Source organism: Geminicoccus sp. (assembly GCF_035556675.1).
In the GTDB taxonomy this organism is placed as follows: domain Bacteria; phylum Pseudomonadota; class Alphaproteobacteria; order Geminicoccales; family Geminicoccaceae; genus Geminicoccus.
In genome coordinates this window covers 1-18696 of the sequence record NZ_DATMFZ010000370.1, presented here as the reverse complement: position 1 = coordinate 18696, position 18696 = coordinate 1, and the positions used below count along the sequence as shown (strand labels likewise).

Below are 18696 nucleotides of genomic sequence, written 5' to 3'. Positions count from 1 at the left end.
CCGCCATACTCGCCGTTGAACGACTGGAAATACTCGCCGGGCTCGGCGATCCAGGGCCGGATGCCGTCCTCGGCGCGGCGCAGCTCGATCACGCCGTCCAGCTCGTCATGGAAGCCCACGCGCCAGTACCAGCCGTTGCCGCCCATGTACATGAGCCGCCCGCCGCGATCGACCCAGGCCTTCATGGCGTCCCAGGCGCGGGTGGAATGGTATTCGGGGTGGGTGCCGGTGAGGATGACCCGGTAGTCCTTGATCAGCTCGTAGCCGTCCTGGTGCAGGTCCTCGTCGGTGATGACGTCGTACTCGACCCCCTTCTGGTCCAGCCAATAGAACAGGTGGGTGTCGGCATTGTACTGGTAGAGGGCCGAGCCGTGGCCGCCCAGCCAGGAATGGTAGCGGCTGGTGAAGTTCAGGACCGGGCGCAGCCGGCTAGAGTAGCACACGCCCGACCCGTCGGCATGGCTGTCGTAGAGCGAACCACCCAGCTCCGGGTGGTAGTACATGTACAGGTCGGAGTGGCCGAACGGCAGGAGCCGGTTCATCAGCGCCTCGGCACCCCGGGCGGTGATGTGCTCGCCGTGATTGGCGTAGGCGATGTAGGAGCAGGTGGGGGCCAGGAACGCCACCTTGGGGCGCTCGCCCCGGTTCTCCCCGCGCGGCGGGCGCACGAAGAAGGCCAGATAGTCCTCGCGGGTAGCCTGCTCGTCGCTCTCGCCGCAGCGCACGTGCAGCGCATAGCCGCCGCTCTTGAAGTCGTCGGGCAGGGTGAAGGCGACCGAGGTCTCCCAGCCGGCGTCGTAGATGTCGTCGCGATGGAAGTGGATGGCGCCGTAATGCTCGGGCTTGCGGGTCCAGTCGTGCTGCTCGCCGGTCCAGTTCCAGCCCTTCATGGCGCGGGACGGCAGGTGGACCAGCTCGCCATCATGGCGGGAGGGGCCGACATCGACCGTGCGGGTCGTGCGGATCTCCCTGGAAAAGTCCCAGCGCGCGATCAGGTCGGGATCGCTGACGAACGGGACGCCCGAGCGCAGCAGGGGCTCGTAGCGGGCAAGGCCGTGGACGCCCCGGACCAAAGCGGGGCTGTCGATCTTGCCGTCGTAATGGCGGCCGATCGTCCCGCCTGCCTCGGGCGAGCCGGCCATCAGCAGCGGCACGGCCAGGGCCGACGGGGTCAGGCCGAGTTCGGCTTCCTGGTGGCCGGCATCGTCGATCGTGGGATAGCGGCGCAGGGGCTCCTGGATGAGGGTGACCTTGCCAGCGGCCGGGTCATAGGCGACCGCCACCCGGTACCACTGCCGGACCAGCATCGGCCGGGCCGTCGCGACGGTCACCGTCCGGCTGCCGTCGCCGGCGACGAAGCCGAGCTTGCCGCCATCGACCAGCTCGATGCGGAAGCCCGCCTGCCGCTCCTCGTCCCACTGCGCCACCAGCGTCTGGTCGCCCTTGTCGGTAAGCGTCGGCCAGATGGTGGCGAAGAAGGTGAAGGCGCCTTTCGCCAGTGCCGGCATGGTCGGGACGCGCATGAAGGAGCCGGCGTCGATGTGCTGCTTTTTGGCCGGATAGGTGCCGTCGATATGGGTCGGCACGTGCGGCAGGCTCAGGCCGGGCCCGTCGGGATTGCAGTCGCCGTTCAGGACGCGGACGATCCGGGCGTCGAAGGTCGCGCCCTCCTCGACCGAGATCTGGAACGAGATGGTCTCGCCCGGGGCCACGCTGTAGCGGTCCGGGTACCCGACGATCTTGAGCATGAGCGGTCTCTATTCAGCCGGAGGCATTGCTTGGGGTGGGTCGGTGCGGCGGCGATGAGGCCGGCGCTAGTCCCGGAAGGGCAGGTTGATGTTCTCGCCCGTGCGCTGGAACCAGCGGCGCCGGAAGATCTCCCACTCCGCTTCCTCGCGGCTGGTGAAGACCGGGCCGTCCTCGATGGTGATCGGATCGCGCCGGTCGGCGGGCATCTCGCCCAGCACCCATTTCTCGAACGGCTTGAGCACCACCAGGATCACCTGGCGGCCGCTCTTGTCGGTGCGCAGGCTGTTCAGGACCCGCTGCAGGCCCGGGCTGTGCGCACCGATCGGGTTCCTGCGCATCTCTTCGATATATTGCCGGTCGACTGCCGGGTCGATCTTGTAGGGCACTCGCACCTCCGCACGAGGTTCATCCGCACGTTTCCGGAGCCTGGACCCGAAGGCGACGCGGGGCCGCTGCATGATGCCAGAGGCGGCCTCCACACTGACAGGCTGACGGGCACGTGGCCGACGTCGCGGCTGACCACCCAAGGGGCCAGACAGCCCTCCCTGGAGAGGTCTGCCCGCTGTCATCGACGCGGAGCAAGGTGGCACCAATCGACCAGAGGTACGAGAAGAAAACTGCTCAAAGGCGGAGGATTCGCACGCCGTTCGCACAGGAAACTCTGTGCGATTGCTCAAGCCGATGTGCGAACCTGTGCGATTGCCAGTAAGGAGCCGATAGCTCGTTCAGGCGTGCAGGACGTCTCAGCGCGTGCGCGTGACGATCCCGCCACCCACGCCGCAGATCCCCTGGCAGGCGCGACTGGGGCCAGCGAAGATGTGGAGCGCGTGCCGGGTCAATGCGAATACCCGGCCGCTGCTGGCAATCGCCGGAGCCGAGAGTCCGCCTTCGGACCAGCGGAAGCGCGCCAACTGCGCATAGGTGCGTGCGTCGTAGGTGTAGAGCGAGCCGGCCGTGGCGATGAAAATGTGGTCGCGTGAGATGGATGGCGAGGCCATCGACTGGCCATCCACCGGAAGCTGGCCGATGACGGTCCGGCCCTGCAGGACCGTCGCCGGACCCAGGTGCTTCATGGCTACCACGATCGCGGTCGGGGTGCGCGCCACTGGAGCCACCAGCCAGCCTCCAACCTGAGTATCGGCCAGCGGGACCTGGGCCGGCCCGTTGAAGGTGAGGTTTCCGCCAGCGCTCCCGACGATGGAGTGCCCGCTCGGGAGCATGGCAGGCGCCGAGACGAGGCCGCGGTCGTCCAGGTGGTTGCGGAACAGTTCGCCGAACCCGGTGCCGGGCGAGAAGGTATAGCCCACGACGTCGTCGGTCCGGTCGGACACGACGACGATCGGCTGACCGCCCGACGGGGGCTGGAAGATCGCAACTGCCGGCAGGTTGGGCAGAAGCCTCGGATCGAGCCGGTCCGACGGATCCGCCGGAAGCGACGCAGGCACCGAGAAGCCCGGGTCGTAGAACAGGCAGATGAAGCTGAACAGGCAACTGATATTGTACCAGGTGGGCTGCCCGTTGCCTCCGGTCACCTCGTAGCGGACATGGGTCACCAGCCGGTCGGCGAGCCGGGCCCCGCTGGGAGACATCGCGATCAGGCGAAAGTGGTGGCCGCCGGGAATATGGTACACGACCGGGACGATGATCGCCTCGCTCCCGCCATAGCTCCAGATCTTCGGGGGTGCACTGGTCGCGCCACGTCCGCGAAATGCCGGCAGCGTCGCGTACATCTCCGGAAATAGCGCCGACCAGAGCAGGATTCCGGCGGCGTTGAACTTGTAGAGGGCAGAGTTGTGATTGATGACCGGTGGTTCGTAGCGACGGTCGGTGAAGGTGATCTGGCCGACGACATAGACCGAGCCATCCCTGCCTACGGCCGGCGCAGCCTTGATGGCGTAGCCGGACGGGAGCTGGCGGTTCCACAAAGGAGTGCCGTCGGGTCCGAATGCTGCAAGAGTTCCTTGTTCCGTGCCCACATAGACGTTGCCTTCGGGGCCGATCACCGGACCGGCGCCGGCACCGGCCGACCCAGGCAAAGGCACGGTCCTGATCGGCCGGCCTGCTACCAGCGTGTGCACGTCCGCATAGCCTGAGTTGGCGGCATCGCCATAGGCCTGATCCCAAGGGCTAGCCGAAGACGGCATGGCGGCAATCACCAGCGTGGCGGCGGCAAGCAGGACGGTGCAGTACTTCGCAGGCGGCAAACGGAATCTGCGCATCGAGTTCGTTTCCCCGCGATGTGCTGCGCGTCGACCAGCGGTCTCGCCATCGTCGGGACCTGCCGGCATGGCAGGCATGGCGGGATCCATGCGCAGGCTCGGTTTCTGCTTGATCAGCCCGGTCGAGGCTGCGCGATGATGATCGAGCTTTCCGGGTCACTGCGCAGTGCTGCACATCACCAGTCGCCAGAAAAGCAGACGGGCGCCTTCAGGCGCCCGTTCGCAGCAAGTAATCCGTCGGTTCGAGGAATCAGCCGGCCTTGCGGGTCTCCGCGTCCAGGGCGTCGATCTGCGCCACCTTCTTGCCCGAGCGCTCGGCCTGGAACTCGTTGGCGAGGTAGATGTCGGCCAGCATCTTGGCCACCGAGGCGCCGGTGATCTGGGCGCCCATGGTGATGACCTGGGCGTTGTTCGACGCGATCGCCCGCTCGGCGGTATAGGGGTCGGTCACGCAGACCGCGCGCACGCCCGGGACCTTGTTGGCGACGATCGCCATGCCCGCACCGGTGCCGCAGACCAGGATGCCGCGCTCGAACTCGCCGGCCGCGATCTTCTCGGCCAGGCGACGGCCCACGCCGGGATAGTCGACCGGGTCGCTGGTGTTGGTGCCGATGTCGGTGACGTCATGGCCCTTGGACTTCAGGTGCTCGACCAGCACGTCCTTCAGCGGCAGGCCCAGATTGTCCGCGCCGATCACGACCTTGCTCATGCTGCTCTCCTCAGGCCCAGCGCTTCAATGCGCGTAGTGGAATCTCTGCCAGTCGACGGCGAACTCGTGGTCGCGGCTGATCGCGTCGATGATCGCTGATGTGAGGGGCATCTGCCGTTTCGCAAGCGCCCCTTCCTCCATCATCCGCTCCAGCGTCGGCCCGGCGGAGAGCGCCAGCTCCGCACCCTCGACGGTCTCGTCCTTCATCTTCTCGGCCTTGGCCTGGCTGTAGCGCCAGCCGGCACCCAGGAGGCGGCCCATCCGGCTGTTGCGGCCGCCCTGGACGGTCACGTAGAGGTCGCCGGTCCCGGCCAGCCCGTGGACCGAGCTGTCGCTGCCGCCCAGCAGCGCGTTGATCTGCTGCAGCTCGAGCAGCGCCTGGGCGAACAGGCCGGCGGCGATGTTGTGCATCTGGGCGCCATTGCCGGCGGCACCCTGCCGGTCGAGCATCCCGGTCGCGGCGCCGATGCCCAGCGCATAGAAGTTCTTGAGTGCCGCGCAGACCTCCGTGCCGACCACGTCGCGCGAGGGGCGGGCGTGGTAGTAGGGGGCCGGCACCAGGTCGAGCAGGCGGCGCAGGGTCGCCTCCTCGGGGTGGGCGAACACCACGGACGTGTCGCGGCGCACCGCCAGCTCACCGGCGATGCAGGGGCCGCCCACGCCGCCGGTCGGGCATTTCAGCGCCTCGGCGACCGGGTCGGTCAGCGGGCGGATGTTCTTGCCGTCCGCGTCCAGGCCCTTGGTCAGCATCATCACCGGGCGGGGGCCGGGCAGGCGGGGGGCCAGCAGGTCGGTCGCCCAGTGCACCCCTGCCGTGCTTACCCCGATCACGATCAGCTCGACCTGGTCGGACAGGGCCTGATCGATCTCGCCATGGTGGAAGGCCCGCACATTGGCGGGCAGTGGCGCGTTCAGGCGCGGATGGACTCCGTTCTGCTTGAGCGCATCGATGACCGCGGTGTCGATCGGCGTGCCGACCAGGCGGACATCGTGACCGGAATCGGCCAGAGGCAGCGTGAAGGCGCTGCCCATCACGCCCGCACCCAGGATCAGAACGGTCGCCATCTCATTCCTCGTGTTCGGCGAACTCTTCCAGGAGGCCGAGATCGCCCGCCAGGTCCAGGATCGACCAGCGGTCCCGGACGTCGCGGGCGTTGAGCACGGCGCGATGGTAGAAGCAAGGGTCGAGCCCGAGGCCGCCAGCCGTGCTGGGCGTGCCCGATGCGGCGTAGGCGGCGAGCAGTTTTTCCAAGGGCAACATGATCCTGAGCAGTTCCGAACGCAGGTCCGGCCACTCGCGCTCGAGGCGTTCGTTCATGACCCTGGTCGCTTCGGCATCGAACGCCTTGCCGTGCGCGACCTTCACCATCTCGTCGCCGCTTTTTCCGTGCAGGCGGCGAATTTTTTCATCGTCGATGCGGCGGACCTGCAGAGGCGGCAGGGTCTCCAGGGCCAGGATGCGTGCCTGGAGGCGGCTGGCGGTGAGCGTGGCCACGCCCACCTGCTCGCCATGGAGCGTGCCCGGATGCGGGTCGGCGAACATGTCGATGTAGTGGCTGATCGAGTGCTCGGCCATCGAGCCGGAATGGCTGGTATTGGTGAACAGCACGCCGAAGCCGCCCAGCGTCAGCATGTCGGTGAGCGCCCGGACCGCTTCGAGATCGCCCTTCACCAGTCCCTCGGCCTTCTCCAGCAGGATCGGCTCGTAGGGTGCCTGGATGTCGAACGGGCCCTGCTCGTAGGTGGTGCCCAGCAGCCGGTGGGAGAGCAGCCAGTCGACCTGGGCGGAGCTGCGGCACACCGCGTCGCCGAAGCCCGCCCGGATCATCCGCAGAGGGGCCGCCGCCAGCACCTTGAGGTCGTAGAACACGCCGCGCGGCGCGTGGCTCTTCAGCGAGAGCTTGTAGCCGTCGCGGGTGATGGAGGCGGTCGAGGTGACGTAGCCGTTCATCGAGGGCGCGGTGCCGAATACCGCGCAGCCGCGCCCATCCTGGAAGGTGACGTGCTTGCACAGATCGTTGATCGTGCCGGAGCCGACCGCGACCAGCCCGTCCACGTGGCGCGACTTCTCCTTCAGGATGCCCGCGTTCTTCTCGTCGGCCTTGGGGTGGTCGAGGATGATGGGCACGGAGTTGGGCAGGGCGGCCTGGATGCGCCGGCCGGCCACCTCCCAGGTGTTCTCGTCCGCCACCACGCCCAGCCGCTCGCCCAGGCCGAGGCCCGAGACCAGCTCGGCTTCCCGGCCCTCGGTGGTTTCGGTGGTGACCACCTTCTGCAGGCTGCAGGGGATGGTCCTGCCGGTGGTACGGTCGACATAGCGGCCCTGGACGAATTCCTGGATGAGCGGGTCGGCTCCGGTGGTCACCGGCGGGTTCCCTTCTGCTTGAATGCGGCGAGGTCGGCGTAGATCGACTGGAGCTGCGGGTACAGGCGCTCGAACAGTGCCAGCAGTTCGCGATAGCGGTCGTGGCGCTCCGGGTCGGGCTCGATGCGCCGCTCGATCCGTCCGGCCATGGCGGTGGCGGCCTCGTTCATGCCGGAGAACCACCCGGCCCCGACCGCGGCACAGATGCCGGCACCCAGGCTGGACGCCTCGACGGTCGAGGAGCGCAGCACCGGGCGGCCGACCGCATCGGCCAGGATCTGGCACCAGAGATCGGAGCGTGAGCCGCCGCCGATCGCCACGATCTCGCTGACCGGCACGCCCAACGCCGCCTCGATCTTGCCGATGCCCAGAGCCTGCTCCAGCGCGATGCCTTCCATCTTCGCCCGGTAGAAATGGCCGCGGCCATGCTCGGCGGACAGGCCGATCATCACGCCGCGGGCATCATTGTCCCAGTAGGGGGTCATGCTGCCGAGCCACCAGGGGGTGAGCAGCAGGCCGTCCGCGCCCACCGGCAGGGCGGCGGCCTCGGCCTCCAGGCGGCGATAGGCTTCCGGATCGGCGGCGCCGTCCAGGCCGAACAGGCTGGACACGAACCAGTCGGTCAGAAACGTGCCGGTGCGCAGGCAGAGCTCGTTAATGAAGCCCTCGCCCGACGCCGAGTTCATGGTCCGCCAGCCGGCATCGACCATGTAGCGGCCAGCCCAGACGCCGGACACGGTGGCGGTGCCGAGATTGCAGTAGGCGCGGCCGGTGGCGATCACCCCGCAGCCGAGCCCGCCTGCCTGGCCGTCGCCGGCGCCCGCCACCACCGGCGTGCCGGGGCGCAACCCGGTGGCGGCCGCCGCCTCTTCCGTGAGCCGGCCCAGCACCGTGCCCGGCTGGCGGGCGGCGAAGAAGCGGTCGGGACCCAGGCCCAGCGGCGTCAGCAACTCATCGGCATAGCGCCGCTCCGCCATGTTCCACACGCCCAGCGGATCGGCGCAGGCCCAGGAGGTGGCACGCTCGCCGGTCAGCCGGTGCACCAGGAAGCCGTGGACATCGACGGCATGGGCGGTGGCGGCCAGCGTCTCGGGTTCGTTTCGTCCGAGCCAGGACAGGCCATACAGGGCCGGGGTGGGGTCCGGCGTCTTGCCGGTGATCTGTCGAATGTGTTCGACGCCGTGCCGCTCGACCAGCAGGCGGACATCCTCGCCACTGCGCTCGTCCAGCCACAATATGCCCGGCCGCAGCGCCTGGCCGCGCCGGTCCAGCACGGCGAAGGTCTCGCGCTGGTTGGCGATCGCCAGCGCCTCGATCCGCTCGGGCGCCACGCTGGCCGTCACCTGCCGGATCGTCTCGACGGCCGCCTGCCACCAGTCTTCCGGATCCTGCTCGAACCAGCCGGGCCGCGGGTTGGCCATGGCCAGCCGGGCCCGGCCCTCCACCACCGCCCGGCCGGAGCGGTCCCAGGCGATCGCCTTGGTCGCCGTGGTGCTGCTGTCGATGCCGATGACGAGCGGTTCGGTCATGGTGCCAGGGGTCTTCTTGCTTCTCAGTAAAATGGCGGGGCATCGCTGCCCCGCCACTCTCTAGACCAGGCTTTAGCGCCGGGTCATGCCTTGCGGAACGGTGCCGCCATCTCGTCGGCCACCGGCTTGATCGCGTCCATGCATTCCTGCGGGGTCTTGAACTGGCCGGTCAGGAACTTGCCGAGCTCCACGGGGATGGTGTTGTTCGACAGCTCGGCCCAGGCCGGGAAGTCCGGCTCGGAGCCCATCATGGTGTTGATGGTCTCCTCGACCGCCGGGAAGTGCCGGGTGGTGCCGGGGCCGACCTTGGCGGCCGCCAGGGTGCGCGGGTCGGTGAAGGCCGAGAGCCGGACCGGCGAGGCGCCGCCGCCCAGCACCGAGCCGCGGCCGACCACGTCCTTGGAGCAGGCCCACTGCATGAAGATGAAGGCCGCTTCCTGGTTCTGCGAGTAGCGCGACAGGCCGAGGCCCGAGCCGCCCTGGTGGCCGACATTCGGGATCTCGTTGAAGCCGCACTGGTCGGGCGAGCGCAGCGAGATCGCCTTGGGCGGGGGCGCCGCCTCCATCAGGCCCACGACCTTGCTGTTGGCACCGTCGAAGCTCGGGAAATACTCGCCCCAGGTGATCACCTGGCCGGCCAGCCCCTGCGCCACGGACTGGCCCTCGCCGTCCCAGGTCCAGGTCAGCGCGCCGGGCGGGCAGTTCTTGGAGATCTCCATGAGATACTCCAGGCCCTTGATGCCCTGTTCGTCGCCGCCGGTGAACATCCCGTCCTTGTCGTAGATCGAGCCGCCATTGCCCCACAGCCAGGCGGTCCAGTCGCATTCCAGGCTGTAATGGCCCGAGCGCAGCTGGCCGGTGGTGCCGTAGATGCCGTTGCCCTTCTCGGCCTCCTGGATGGCCTTCACGTTGGCCATGTACTCGTTGAGGTCGGCCGGCACCTTCAGCCCGTGCTTCTCGTACAGGTCGCGCCGGTACATCAGGATGAAGATCGGGATGTCGAACGGGATCGAGACGAGCTTGCCGTCGAACATCGAGATGCCTTCCAGCAAGGGCTTGCTGAAGTCATCCCAGTCGAAGTTCGGCATCGCGATGTCGGGATGCGCGTCGTAGTACTCGCGCGGATCCTCCATGTCCTGGGAGAAGGTCGCCATCCAGGACTGGTCGAGATAATAGAGGTCGTAGGTGCCGACCTGGCCCTGGATGTCGAGGGTCGCCTTCTGGAGGACCTGCTCCAGCGGCACGATCTCGATCTCGACATTGATGCCGGTCGCCTTGGTGAACTCTTCCTTGGCGAGCTGGTTGGCCACGATGGTCGGCGGGGTGGCCTCCGAGGTGTAGCGGATCGTGGTGCCGGCGAACGGCTTACCGACCTCGGAAAGCCACTGCATCATGGCCTCGTCCGGCCCGGTCTGGGCGAAGGCCGGGTTGCCGAAGTCCAGGCCGCGGAACGGGCGGCCGCCGCCCAGCATGGCCGCACCGAAGCCGGACAGGCCGACCCCGGCAATGCCGAGCTTGCGGATGAACTCGCGCTTGCTGATCCGCCGGGACGCATAGTCGCCGCACGTGTCGGCGATGAAGGTCTTGCGGTCGTGTTCTCTGAAACTCATTGTTCTACCTCCCTCGAAAAAATCGTCGATGGCCTGCCTGGCTCAGTCCTTGAGAGAGCCCAGCGTCAGGCCGCGCACCAGGTGCTTCTGCACAAGCACGATGAAGATGAAGCTCGGTACCAGGGCAGCACTGCCGAGGGCCGTGATGAAGCCCCACTCGGTGCCGGTCGAGGTGACGAAGGTCGAGATCTTCACCGGGATCGTGCGGATCTGGGTGGTGAGCTGCAGGCTCAAGAGGAACTCAGTCCAGGAGAAGATGAAGCACAACACCGCGGTGGCGGCGAGCCCGCCTTTGACCAGCGGCATCACCACCAGCCAGAAGGTCTGCCAGCGGGTGGCCCCGTCGATCATCGCCTGCTGATCCAGGTCGACCGGCACGTCGTCCAGAAAGCTCTTCATGAGCAGGACGGCGATCGGCAGGTTGATCAGCGTATGCGCCAGGATCAGGCCCACATGGCTGTCGCGCAGGCCCAGGTCGCGGAACATGAAGAAGATCGGGATCGCGATCGCGATCGGCGGCATCATGCGCTGCGAGAGGATCCAGAACACGAAGTTCTGCTGGCCCCGGAAGCGGAAGCGCGAGAGGCCGTAGGCGCACAGGGTCGAGAGCACCACCGCCAGCACGGTCGAGCCCAGCGCCACGATCACGCTGTCGATGATGGACGGGATCGAATAATAGGAGCTGCCGCCGCCCGCGACCGTGCCGGCCGCGCCCTCGTCCGTGATCAGCGAAAGGCGGGACACGCCGCCCAGCGTCACCCGGTAGTTGTCCAGCGTCGGCTCGAAGCCCCAGTAGACCGGCGTGGTGTTGAAGATCGCGGTGTACGGCTTGAACGACGCCAGGATCCACCAGAAGATCGGGAACACGAACAGGAGCACAATCGCCCACGCGCAGACGTCGCGCAGGATGCCCAGGGCCGGGTTGCTACGCATCAGAACCGCACCTTGAACAGCTTGATGAACACGGCCGCTATGATGTTCAGCGAGATCAGCACGATCAGGGCCAGCGTCGCGGCGTAGGGGAAGTTCGCCAGGGTGAACAGCCGGCCGGCATAGAAGCTCAAGGTCTCGGTCTGGGTGCCGGGACCGCCGCTGGTCATCACGTAGATATAGTCATAGACCCGGAACAGGTCGATCGAGCGGAGCAGCACCGCGACCGCGATCACCCGGCTGAGCAGCGGCAGGGTGATCAGGCGGAAGGCCTGGAACGCCGAGGCGCCGTCGATCGCCGCCGCCTCGTAGGGCTCCTTGGGCAAGGCCCGCAGGCCCGCCAGGAAGATCAGCACCATGAACGGCGTCCACTGCCAGATGTCGGCCAGCATCACGCCGATCAGCGCGGTGCTGTTGTTGGCCAGCAGCGGGTTGTCCGGGTCGATGATGCCCAGCTGCTTGAGATAATAGGACAGCACGCCGAACTGGGCATCCTCCATCAGGAGGAACATCAGGCCGGTGACGGCGGGCGGCACCACCAGCGGCAGGATCATGAGCGAGCGCAACAGGCCGTAACCGCGTCGCTCGGTATCGAGCAGCAAGGCGATCGCCATGCCGAGCACGACCTGCACGACCAGGCAGACCAGCGTGTAGGTCAGGGTCACCTGGAAGCTGTCCCAGGTGCGCGGGTCGGTAAGGGCTATGCCCCACTGCTTGAGGCCCACGAACTCGAACTGCCGGGTGACCCGTGAGCGCTCCTGCAGGCTCAGCCAGACGGCGTAGAGGAGGGGATAGACCCCGAATGCCAGCAGCAGAGCGATGACCGGCGTGAGCCAAGGCAGCGCCGATTCCGCGGTGAGCCAGCGTGGCAGCCATGAATGTCGGCGGGACACGGCGGAGGCCGTGATCGAGCTGCTGGCCATCTGTATGACGAACCTAACCCTGGAACATTGTTGGCGCACCCATGGCAGTGCGCGATTGGGCGCATGAAGGTCGCCGCCATCATGAACTGTCAAGCAGCGATCGCGCCCACCGGCTGCGCCAGCCAGCCAGTGCTTGCCCGGCGGACCGGGATGCGCCATCGAAATGTCGGCCGGCACCGGCGGCAGGCGGGACAACGGAGGCGAGAGATGGGCTTCACGCTCGGGCTGAACACCAACTTCGCGATCAACCGCATCGTCGAGCCTGAGGCTCTGGTCGGCACTATCGCCCAGGACATCGGCATGAGCCGGATCCAGCTCACGCCCGAGTTCCTGGACCCGTCCTGGCCGGCACCCCTGCAGGCGAGCTTCGTCAAGCGCTACAACAAGGCGCTGGAAGAGAACGGGGCGAAGATCAGCACCACCTTTTCAGGCGCCTATACGCGGGTGAACCATCTGGGCCATCCCGACCCGGAGGTGCGGGCCTGGTGGAAGAACTGGCTGGCCACCTGGATCGACATCTCGGCCGACCTGGGGGCACAGGGCACCGGCACGCTGCTGGCGATCATGACCTATGCCGACGACGCCGACCCGGCGCGGCGCGAGGCGGTGCTGCAGCGGGTGATCGACGACTGGCGGGATCTCGCTCACCGCGCCAAGGAGCGCGGGCTCGGATTCCTGATGTGGGAGCACATGTCGATCCGCCGCGAGTTCGGCCACACTTTGCCCGAGACCCGGCGGATCCAGGCGCTGGTGTCGGAGGACATGCCGCTGCCCTTCAAGATCTGCGCCGACATCGACCATGGCGACGTGACCTCGCAGGACCCGCGCGACTACGACCCCTATGCCATCGCCGAGGCGCTGGCGGCGGACAGCCCGGTGATCCACATCAAGCAGAGCTCGATGGACAAGGGCGGGCACCGGCCGTTCACGCCGGAGAACAACGCGAAGGGCCGGATCACCCCTGAGCCGCTCCTGGAGGCGATCCGCAAGGGCGGCGGCACGGACAACGAGCTGGTGTTCGAGTTCTCGTTCCGCGAGCGGGAGCCCACCGACAGCACGGTGATCGAAGCACTCAGGCAGTCCGCGGACTACTGGCGGCCGTTCGTGGCCGTCTGACCCGCGCCTCGGAACGCAGTCGCACCTGCCTCACCCGCCGGGCCAGCCGACTCCCCTAGCGATCCTTCGCCGCCCCGACCTGATCGGCAGCGGTCCGCACGACCTGCGCGCTGGAAAGCTGCGGCTTCAGGTTCGAGGACGAGGGGGCAGCGGCTGCGTGGTGGGTCCTGGTCGCCGTGGTCCCGGTACCAGAAGTTGCCGTGCCGACCCCTGCCTGCCCGGGCCTGCCATCCGTCCAGGGGCGCAGCGCCTCCGGGGTCTGCATGTCGCGCGGCATCTCGAAGTCCTGGCGGGCGGCACCCCGCATCTGCTCGACCCCGCGCGGCATGCCGCTCCGGTTGCTGTAGTCGGGCAGGTAGCGCAGCCGCTCCTCGCGCTCCGCTTGCTGCCGGGCCGTGCTGAGCTGCTGGGCGCAGATCAGGTCGAGCGCGGTCACGCCGGCCACGGCCATCATCGCCACGAGGACGTTGCCCTTCTGCGGGTTGTCCGGGACGGCGGGCGCCAGGGTCGCCAGGTCCAGCGCATCGCCGCCGACCCGCGCCCAGACCCAAGGCGTCGGGTCCCGCGAGGCGAGGATGCCGATGCCGGTCGCGATCTCGCGCACGCCATAGGCCTGGATGAGGCCGCTCTGCTCCTCCATGCCGAGGGAGCGGGACAGCTGGCGCGGTGCGAGGAGCTCCGCCAGGCCCAGCCCGATGCTGAACCAGCCGAGCCCCTGGGCCAGGCCGCGCGCGGAATCTCGCGAGATCATCTGCTGGGAGGATCCGCTATGACGCTGAAGCATGACGTCGCTCCTCACGGCTTGAGCACGACCTTGATGCAGCCGTCCTGCTTCTCGCGGAACGTCTTGTACATCTCCGGTCCCTGCTCGAGTCCGACCGTATGGGTGATGACGAAGCTGGGGTCGATCTGGCCTTCCTCGATCCGGCGCAGCAGGTCCTCGGTCCAGCGGTTCACATGGGTCTGGCCGGTGCGGATCGTCAGGCCCTTGTTCATGACCATGCCGAACGGGACCTTGTCGATCAGGCCGCCATAGACACCCGGGACCGAGATGGTGCCGGCCGGCCGGCAGACATACATCATCTCGCGCAGCACGTGCGCCCGGTCGCTTTCCAGCATGAGGGCCTGCTTGGCGCGGTCGTACATCGAATCCAGCGTGGCGGTCGCATGGGCTTCCATGCCCACGCAGTCGATGCACTTCTCCGGCCCCTTGCCCTGGGTGAGCTCGTTCAGCCGCTCGACCGTGCTTTCCTCGTCGAAATTGATCGTGATCGCCCCGCCGGCCTGCGCCATGGCGAGGCGCTCAGGGACGTTGTCGATCGCGATGATCTGCCTGGCACCCAGCAGCACGGCGCTGCGGATCGCGAACTGGCCGACCGGGCCGCAGCCCCAGATCGCCACCGTGTCGGTCGGCTGGACGTCGCACTGGACCACGCCCTGCCAGCCGGTCGGGAAGATGTCGCCCAGGAACAGGACCTGCTCGTCGGTGAGCCCGCTCGGGATCTTCACGTGGGTCTTGTCGGCAAACGGAACCCGCACGTACTCGGCCTGGCCGCCGGGATAACCGCCGGTCAGGTGGGTGTAGCCGAACAGGCCGGCCGTCGTGTGCCCGAACAGCTTGTCGGCGACGTCCTTGTTGCGGTTGGAGCGCTCGCACACCGAGAAGTTGCCGCGCCGGCACTGCTCGCACTCGCCGCAGGTGATGGTGAACGGCACGACGATGCGGTCGCCGACCTTCAGCGAGTCCTTCGCACCCGAGCCCACCTCCATGACCTCGCCCATGAACTCGTGGCCCATGATGTCGCCGGATTCCATGCCGGGCATGAAGCCGTCGAACAGATGGAGGTCGGAGCCGCAGATGGCACAGCTCGTCACCTTGATGATCGCGTCCCGCGGGTCCTCGATCTTGGGATCCGGTACCGTGTCGCAGCGGATGTCGTGTTTGCCGTGCCAACGCAGCGCGCGCATGGTTCTTGCCACTCCTGCTGGTCCGAGTTGAACGCGCCGCGGTCGGCGCTCGAACGGAGCGGGAACAGGCCGCCGGAGCAGGGGTTCCGCAAAGAGATGAACAGCATGAACAACACTGAATAGATTGAGAATATCGAAATGGCCGGCTCGGCATGGCCGTAGCAACCGACAGGTAGAACAAGCAGAAGTTGCAACGCGTTCATTCCGCCGGGCGGTGCGGTGCCGGCCGCTCGCCAATCCCTGTCCTCTGTGGCGGGCGTCGCGCCGAAGGCGGTGTCGGGATCCGGCCGCAGCGGCGGTCGGCCTCGTCCATCAACAGGTTCATGGCATCCTCGTACTGCTGCTGCAGCCGCGCGAGCTCGTCTCGATCGGCGTTCTTCGGCACCTGGATCGGAGCACCCAGCATCAGGATGCCCTTCGTCCACGGAGCCGGGATCAGCATCCGGTCCCAGCTGCCTGCCTGGATGCCCCAGCGGCAGGAGCCGGTGACCGGGACCAGCGGGCAGCCCGAGTGCTTCGCCAGCAGCAGGATCCCGCTCTGGATTCGCTGACGCGGGCCTTTGCCGCCGTCGACCGAGAGCCCGATCCGGCCGCCGGCCGTCAGCACGCGGCGAATCTCGCGAAACGCCTCGGTCCCGCCATGGCCGCTCGAGCCGATGATGGGCTTCAGGCCGAGCAGCCGCAGCGTACGCGCCATGATCGCGCCGTCGCGGTGCGGGCTGCTCAGCGTGTAGCAGGGGGTCGCCGGATCCATGCCCGCTTCCTGCACGACGCCCCGCCAGAGCAGCGGCATGAACAGGAGGCGCCCGTGCCAGAACCCGGCGACCACGCCCTCGTCGCCGGTCATGATCCGTCGTGTCTCGGGATGCGCGTCGAATTCCATCCGGACGGTGCGGTGCAGCAGGCCCATCCAGGCCGCGATCAACCGGGCGATGCGCTCCTGCCAAACGGGATCACGACCTATCCATCTGAGCATGTTCATGACTGATCCGGCTCGACTGGCGCCGTTATTCCGCCAGTGCATAAGACACCCGGATGGCCTCGGCCTCAAGATAAGGCACCTGGGAGAAGGGAAAACCTGCCGCATACCCGAGAGCGCAGACGGCATCCACCAAGCTTCGGCGGAACTTGGCGGGGCTGCCCCGCCAAGGCAGGCGAGCCACCAGGCCTGGCTAGCCGATACTGTCTCCCGACGGCGTGGCGATGGCCTGCAGAGCGGGCAGGTTCTTCAGGATGATCACTCCGTGCTCGACCTCGATCAGGCCGCGCTCCTTGAAGCTGCGCATCTGCCGGTTGACGTTCTCGCGGGCGAGACCCGCGAACGAGCCCAGGTCGCGCTGGCTGAGGCCATTCTCGATGCGCACGATGCCGTTGCGCTCGATTCCGTAGCGCCGGCCGATCCGCAGCAGGGTCTTGGCGACCCGCTGCTCCATGCCGAGCAGCATGGTGTCCTCGATCAGCTCGGTGGAGTGGCGCAGCCGCTCGCACAGGATGCCGATCAGGCGGACCGCCACGTCGGGGTGGCGTTCCAGGAATTCCATCATCCGGGCGCGGTCGAGCACGAACAGCTCGCAGTCGTTGAGTGCTGCCGCATCCGCCGAGCGCGGCTTGCCGTCCAGCACGCCGATCTCGCCGAACACCTCGGCGGTCTCGACCAGGTTCAGCATGACCTCGCGGCCGTCCAGCCCGACCGTGCCGATCCGGATCCGCCCGGACACCACGATCATCAGGCAGTCGCCGGGGTCACCCTTCTGGAACACCATCCGGCCGGCCGGCACGTGGACCAGGCGGCCGAGCGGCATCAGCTTCTCGATGTCCTCCTCATAGAGCGCCCCGAACACGTCGCTGTCGGCCAGCGCATCGCGCACCAGCCCGAGCCGGTCGGAGCGGGGCGCGCCACTCATCGGCGCAGCTCGGCAGCCAGCGCCCGGAGCTGGCGCACCGCCTCGTCGCGCGCCCGGGTGGCCTCGCCCCGCTGCTGTGCCAGCTCCGCCAGCCGGTCCTCCTGCCGGCCCAGCTCGTTCAGCCAGCGTCGGCGCAACGACCCGGGCTCGGCGATCGCCTCGAGATTGGCCCGGATGCGATCCTGCTCGGCGGTGATCGCCTCCCGCTCGTCCGCGAGCGTGGCCAGATCCTGCTCCGCCGCACTGCGCCGGGCTGCCAGGGCGGAAATCTCGTCGATCTTCGGCCGCCACGCGTCGGGCACGGCCAAGCCGCGCGCAGCCAGCACGGTGTCCAGCGCATCCTCGTCGGTCAGCACCAGGCGCTCCTCGCCCGGCCGCTCGGTCACCAGCGCCAACGTGGCGGTGCCCCTGGCCGGCAGTTCGCCGCGAACATACCAGAACCCGTCCTCGCGTTGCAGATCCTTGGGCGTCACCGGCTGCACGCCCGGCTCCGCCCGGACCTGCGCCTCCAGCAGGCGCGGCTGGTCGTCCTCGCTCTGAAAGCGCCAGCGCCGCTCGTGGCGCTCGGCCACCCGCAACGTCGCGATCCCGTCCGCCACCACCAGCTCGCTCACCTCGCGCTTGGCATCCTCGGTCAGGTCGTAGCGGATCTTGCGGTCCTGGCCGAAGCTCAGGTGCCGTTCGGCACCGGCGGGCGTGGCCGGCAGCACCGCGTCGCCCAGATGGGTGGGCACCGGCGCCGTCTCGTCCATCACGGTGACGATGCCGCGCGGCAGGCTGACGCCGGTATCGTTGTCGAGCCGGATCGTCGCCTCCGGAGCGCCGCCGCCACCATCCGCCGGCACCAGCGCCACCCTGGCCGCGGCCACCGTGCGGTCGACCAGCGGCACCATCAGGCTGCTTTCGTCGGCCACCTCGACCGGCGCCTCGATCGTGAAGCTGGTCGCGAGGTCGCTCTCGCTCTCATCGGCCTCGACCACCGGGGCGGGGGCGAAGGCTTCGGTCATCATCATGTCGGCAGACAGGGGCCTGCCCGGGGGCGCTGCCTTCTGCCTGGTGAGCGGCTGGCCCTCGAATTCTTCAGGCAGCACCGGCACGCTCGGCCGCTCGCGGAACCAGGTGCGGGTCAGGTCCTGGCGCAGCGTGGTGGCATCGCCGTCCACCAGGGTCAGCCGGACATCGTGCCAGTCCTGGCCGGTGCGATTCTCCACCACCGCCCAGCCCTGAAGGCGCGCCCCGCCGTCCTGCAGGAGCAGCCGCCAGGTGGGCTTCCAGACCGGTGCTGGCACGAGCAGGCCCAGGCCGAGCGCCGTGCCTTCCGGCGCGTCGGTATGGATCGTGAGCGTGCGCCGCTCGTCGCTGCGCGCCTGGACGCTGCGCTCCAGCACCCGGTCGAGGGCCCGCTGGGCGGCCTCGTCCTCCAGGCGGATCGCCTCCACGTCGCCGAGTTCCACCGAGACCAGTCCGTCCAGGCTGGACAGGACCAGCCAGGGGCGCTCGACCAGCGTACCGTCCTGACCCTCGGTGCGCCGGTCGACGGCGACGATCCGCCCGACCAGGGGTTCCTCGCCATAGTCGGTGTCGACCGCGATCTCGCTGCCGCGCAGCCGCTCCAGCAGCGCGGTGAGCCCGACGAGGTCGCCCGGGTTCAGCGGCGTATCCTGGTAGGGGTCG

At 68.1% G+C, this 18696-nt stretch carries 16 protein-coding genes; 1 reads left to right on the top strand and 15 read right to left on the bottom strand.

Annotated elements, in window-relative coordinates; translation table 11 throughout:
- From VNS22_RS26235 to VNS22_RS26190, 10 genes are all read right to left on the bottom strand, one after another.
- The coding region (locus tag VNS22_RS26235) for a N,N-dimethylformamidase beta subunit family domain-containing protein (protein WP_325737824.1) at positions 1-1748 on the bottom strand (1748 nt) is incomplete at its 3' end.
- Between the two features lie 66 nt (positions 1749-1814).
- Positions 1815-2135: a hypothetical protein gene (locus VNS22_RS26230; protein ID WP_325737822.1), complete on the bottom strand. Its 321-nt coding sequence runs from the start codon at positions 2133-2135 to the stop codon at positions 1815-1817.
- Positions 2136-2492: 357 nt separating this feature from the next.
- On the bottom strand, positions 2493-3968 hold the full coding sequence (locus VNS22_RS26225) for a PQQ-binding-like beta-propeller repeat protein (protein WP_325737820.1): 1476 nt from the start codon (positions 3966-3968) through the stop codon (positions 2493-2495).
- Between the two features lie 250 nt (positions 3969-4218).
- Positions 4219-4677: an RpiB/LacA/LacB family sugar-phosphate isomerase gene (locus VNS22_RS26220; protein WP_325737818.1), complete on the bottom strand. Its 459-nt coding sequence runs from the start codon at positions 4675-4677 to the stop codon at positions 4219-4221.
- A 24-nt stretch (positions 4678-4701) separates the two neighbouring features.
- Positions 4702-5742, bottom strand: a complete 1041-nt coding sequence (locus VNS22_RS26215; RefSeq protein ID WP_325737816.1) for a 2-dehydropantoate 2-reductase N-terminal domain-containing protein — start codon at positions 5740-5742, stop codon at positions 4702-4704.
- A 1-nt stretch (position 5743) separates the two neighbouring features.
- Entirely contained in the window at positions 5744-7042 is a 1299-nt protein-coding gene (locus VNS22_RS26210; RefSeq protein ID WP_325737814.1) for an iron-containing alcohol dehydrogenase, read from the bottom strand.
- Entirely contained in the window at positions 7039-8571 is a 1533-nt protein-coding gene (locus VNS22_RS26205) for an FGGY-family carbohydrate kinase (RefSeq protein ID WP_325737812.1), read from the bottom strand. Before VNS22_RS26205 ends, VNS22_RS26210 begins: the two co-directional genes overlap by 4 nt.
- An 83-nt stretch (positions 8572-8654) precedes the next feature.
- Positions 8655-10181 (bottom strand): ABC transporter substrate-binding protein, encoded by a 1527-nt coding sequence (locus VNS22_RS26200; RefSeq protein WP_325737810.1) that lies wholly within the window; start codon positions 10179-10181, stop codon positions 8655-8657.
- Between the two features lie 42 nt (positions 10182-10223).
- Complete coding sequence (locus tag VNS22_RS26195; protein WP_325737809.1) at positions 10224-11114, bottom strand: carbohydrate ABC transporter permease; 891 nt, start codon at positions 11112-11114, stop codon at positions 10224-10226.
- On the bottom strand, positions 11114-12034 hold the full coding sequence (locus VNS22_RS26190; protein WP_325737807.1) for a sugar ABC transporter permease: 921 nt from the start codon (positions 12032-12034) through the stop codon (positions 11114-11116). The genes VNS22_RS26195 and VNS22_RS26190 overlap by 1 nt, the downstream gene beginning before the upstream one ends.
- Positions 12035-12241: 207 nt before the next feature.
- Between VNS22_RS26190 and VNS22_RS26185 the strand changes: the two genes are divergently transcribed.
- Positions 12242-13150 (top strand): sugar phosphate isomerase/epimerase family protein, encoded by a 909-nt coding sequence (locus VNS22_RS26185; protein WP_325737805.1) that lies wholly within the window; start codon positions 12242-12244, stop codon positions 13148-13150.
- Positions 13151-13205: 55 nt separating this feature from the next.
- On the opposite strand, the gene VNS22_RS26180 is transcribed toward VNS22_RS26185, so the two are convergent.
- From VNS22_RS26180 to VNS22_RS26160, 5 genes are all read right to left on the bottom strand, one after another.
- Entirely contained in the window at positions 13206-13901 is a 696-nt protein-coding gene (locus VNS22_RS26180) for a hypothetical protein (RefSeq protein ID WP_325737803.1), read from the bottom strand.
- 44 nt (positions 13902-13945) lie between these two features.
- Complete coding sequence (locus tag VNS22_RS26175; protein WP_325737801.1) at positions 13946-15118, bottom strand: zinc-dependent alcohol dehydrogenase; 1173 nt, start codon at positions 15116-15118, stop codon at positions 13946-13948.
- Between the two features lie 199 nt (positions 15119-15317).
- Positions 15318-16100, bottom strand: coding sequence for a lysophospholipid acyltransferase family protein (locus VNS22_RS26170; RefSeq protein WP_325737799.1), 783 nt, complete (start codon positions 16098-16100; stop codon positions 15318-15320).
- Between the two features lie 190 nt (positions 16101-16290).
- Positions 16291-17022: a Crp/Fnr family transcriptional regulator gene (locus VNS22_RS26165; RefSeq protein WP_325737797.1), complete on the bottom strand. Its 732-nt coding sequence runs from the start codon at positions 17020-17022 to the stop codon at positions 16291-16293.
- Positions 17019-18696, bottom strand: a 1678-nt coding sequence (locus tag VNS22_RS26160; protein WP_325737795.1) for a DUF4139 domain-containing protein, incomplete at its 5' end; no start/stop codon positions are given. The genes VNS22_RS26160 and VNS22_RS26165, both read right to left, overlap by 4 nt.

What these genes read in the sequence shown, in the direction of transcription:
- VNS22_RS26225 (WP_325737820.1), bottom strand. Translation starts at nt 3,968, where the DNA reads ATGCGCAGATTCCGTTTGCCGCCTGCGAAGTACTGCACCGTCCTGCTT.
- VNS22_RS26220 (WP_325737818.1), bottom strand. Translation starts at nt 4,677, where the DNA reads ATGAGCAAGGTCGTGATCGGCGCGGACAATCTGGGCCTGCCGCTGAAG.
- VNS22_RS26215 (WP_325737816.1), bottom strand. Translation starts at nt 5,742, where the DNA reads ATGGCGACCGTTCTGATCCTGGGTGCGGGCGTGATGGGCAGCGCCTTC.
- VNS22_RS26205 (WP_325737812.1), bottom strand. Translation starts at nt 8,571, where the DNA reads ATGACCGAACCGCTCGTCATCGGCATCGACAGCAGCACCACGGCGACC.
- VNS22_RS26200 (WP_325737810.1), bottom strand. Translation starts at nt 10,181, where the DNA reads ATGAGTTTCAGAGAACACGACCGCAAGACCTTCATCGCCGACACGTGC.
- VNS22_RS26195 (WP_325737809.1), bottom strand. Translation starts at nt 11,114, where the DNA reads ATGCGTAGCAACCCGGCCCTGGGCATCCTGCGCGACGTCTGCGCGTGG.
- VNS22_RS26190 (WP_325737807.1), bottom strand. Translation starts at nt 12,034, where the DNA reads ATGGCCAGCAGCTCGATCACGGCCTCCGCCGTGTCCCGCCGACATTCA.
- VNS22_RS26185 (WP_325737805.1), top strand. Translation starts at nt 12,242, where the DNA reads ATGGGCTTCACGCTCGGGCTGAACACCAACTTCGCGATCAACCGCATC.
- VNS22_RS26180 (WP_325737803.1), bottom strand. Translation starts at nt 13,901, where the DNA reads ATGATCTCGCGAGATTCCGCGCGCGGCCTGGCCCAGGGGCTCGGCTGG.
- VNS22_RS26175 (WP_325737801.1), bottom strand. Translation starts at nt 15,118, where the DNA reads ATGCGCGCGCTGCGTTGGCACGGCAAACACGACATCCGCTGCGACACG.
- VNS22_RS26170 (WP_325737799.1), bottom strand. Translation starts at nt 16,100, where the DNA reads ATGAACATGCTCAGATGGATAGGTCGTGATCCCGTTTGGCAGGAGCGC.
- VNS22_RS26165 (WP_325737797.1), bottom strand. Translation starts at nt 17,022, where the DNA reads ATGAGTGGCGCGCCCCGCTCCGACCGGCTCGGGCTGGTGCGCGATGCG.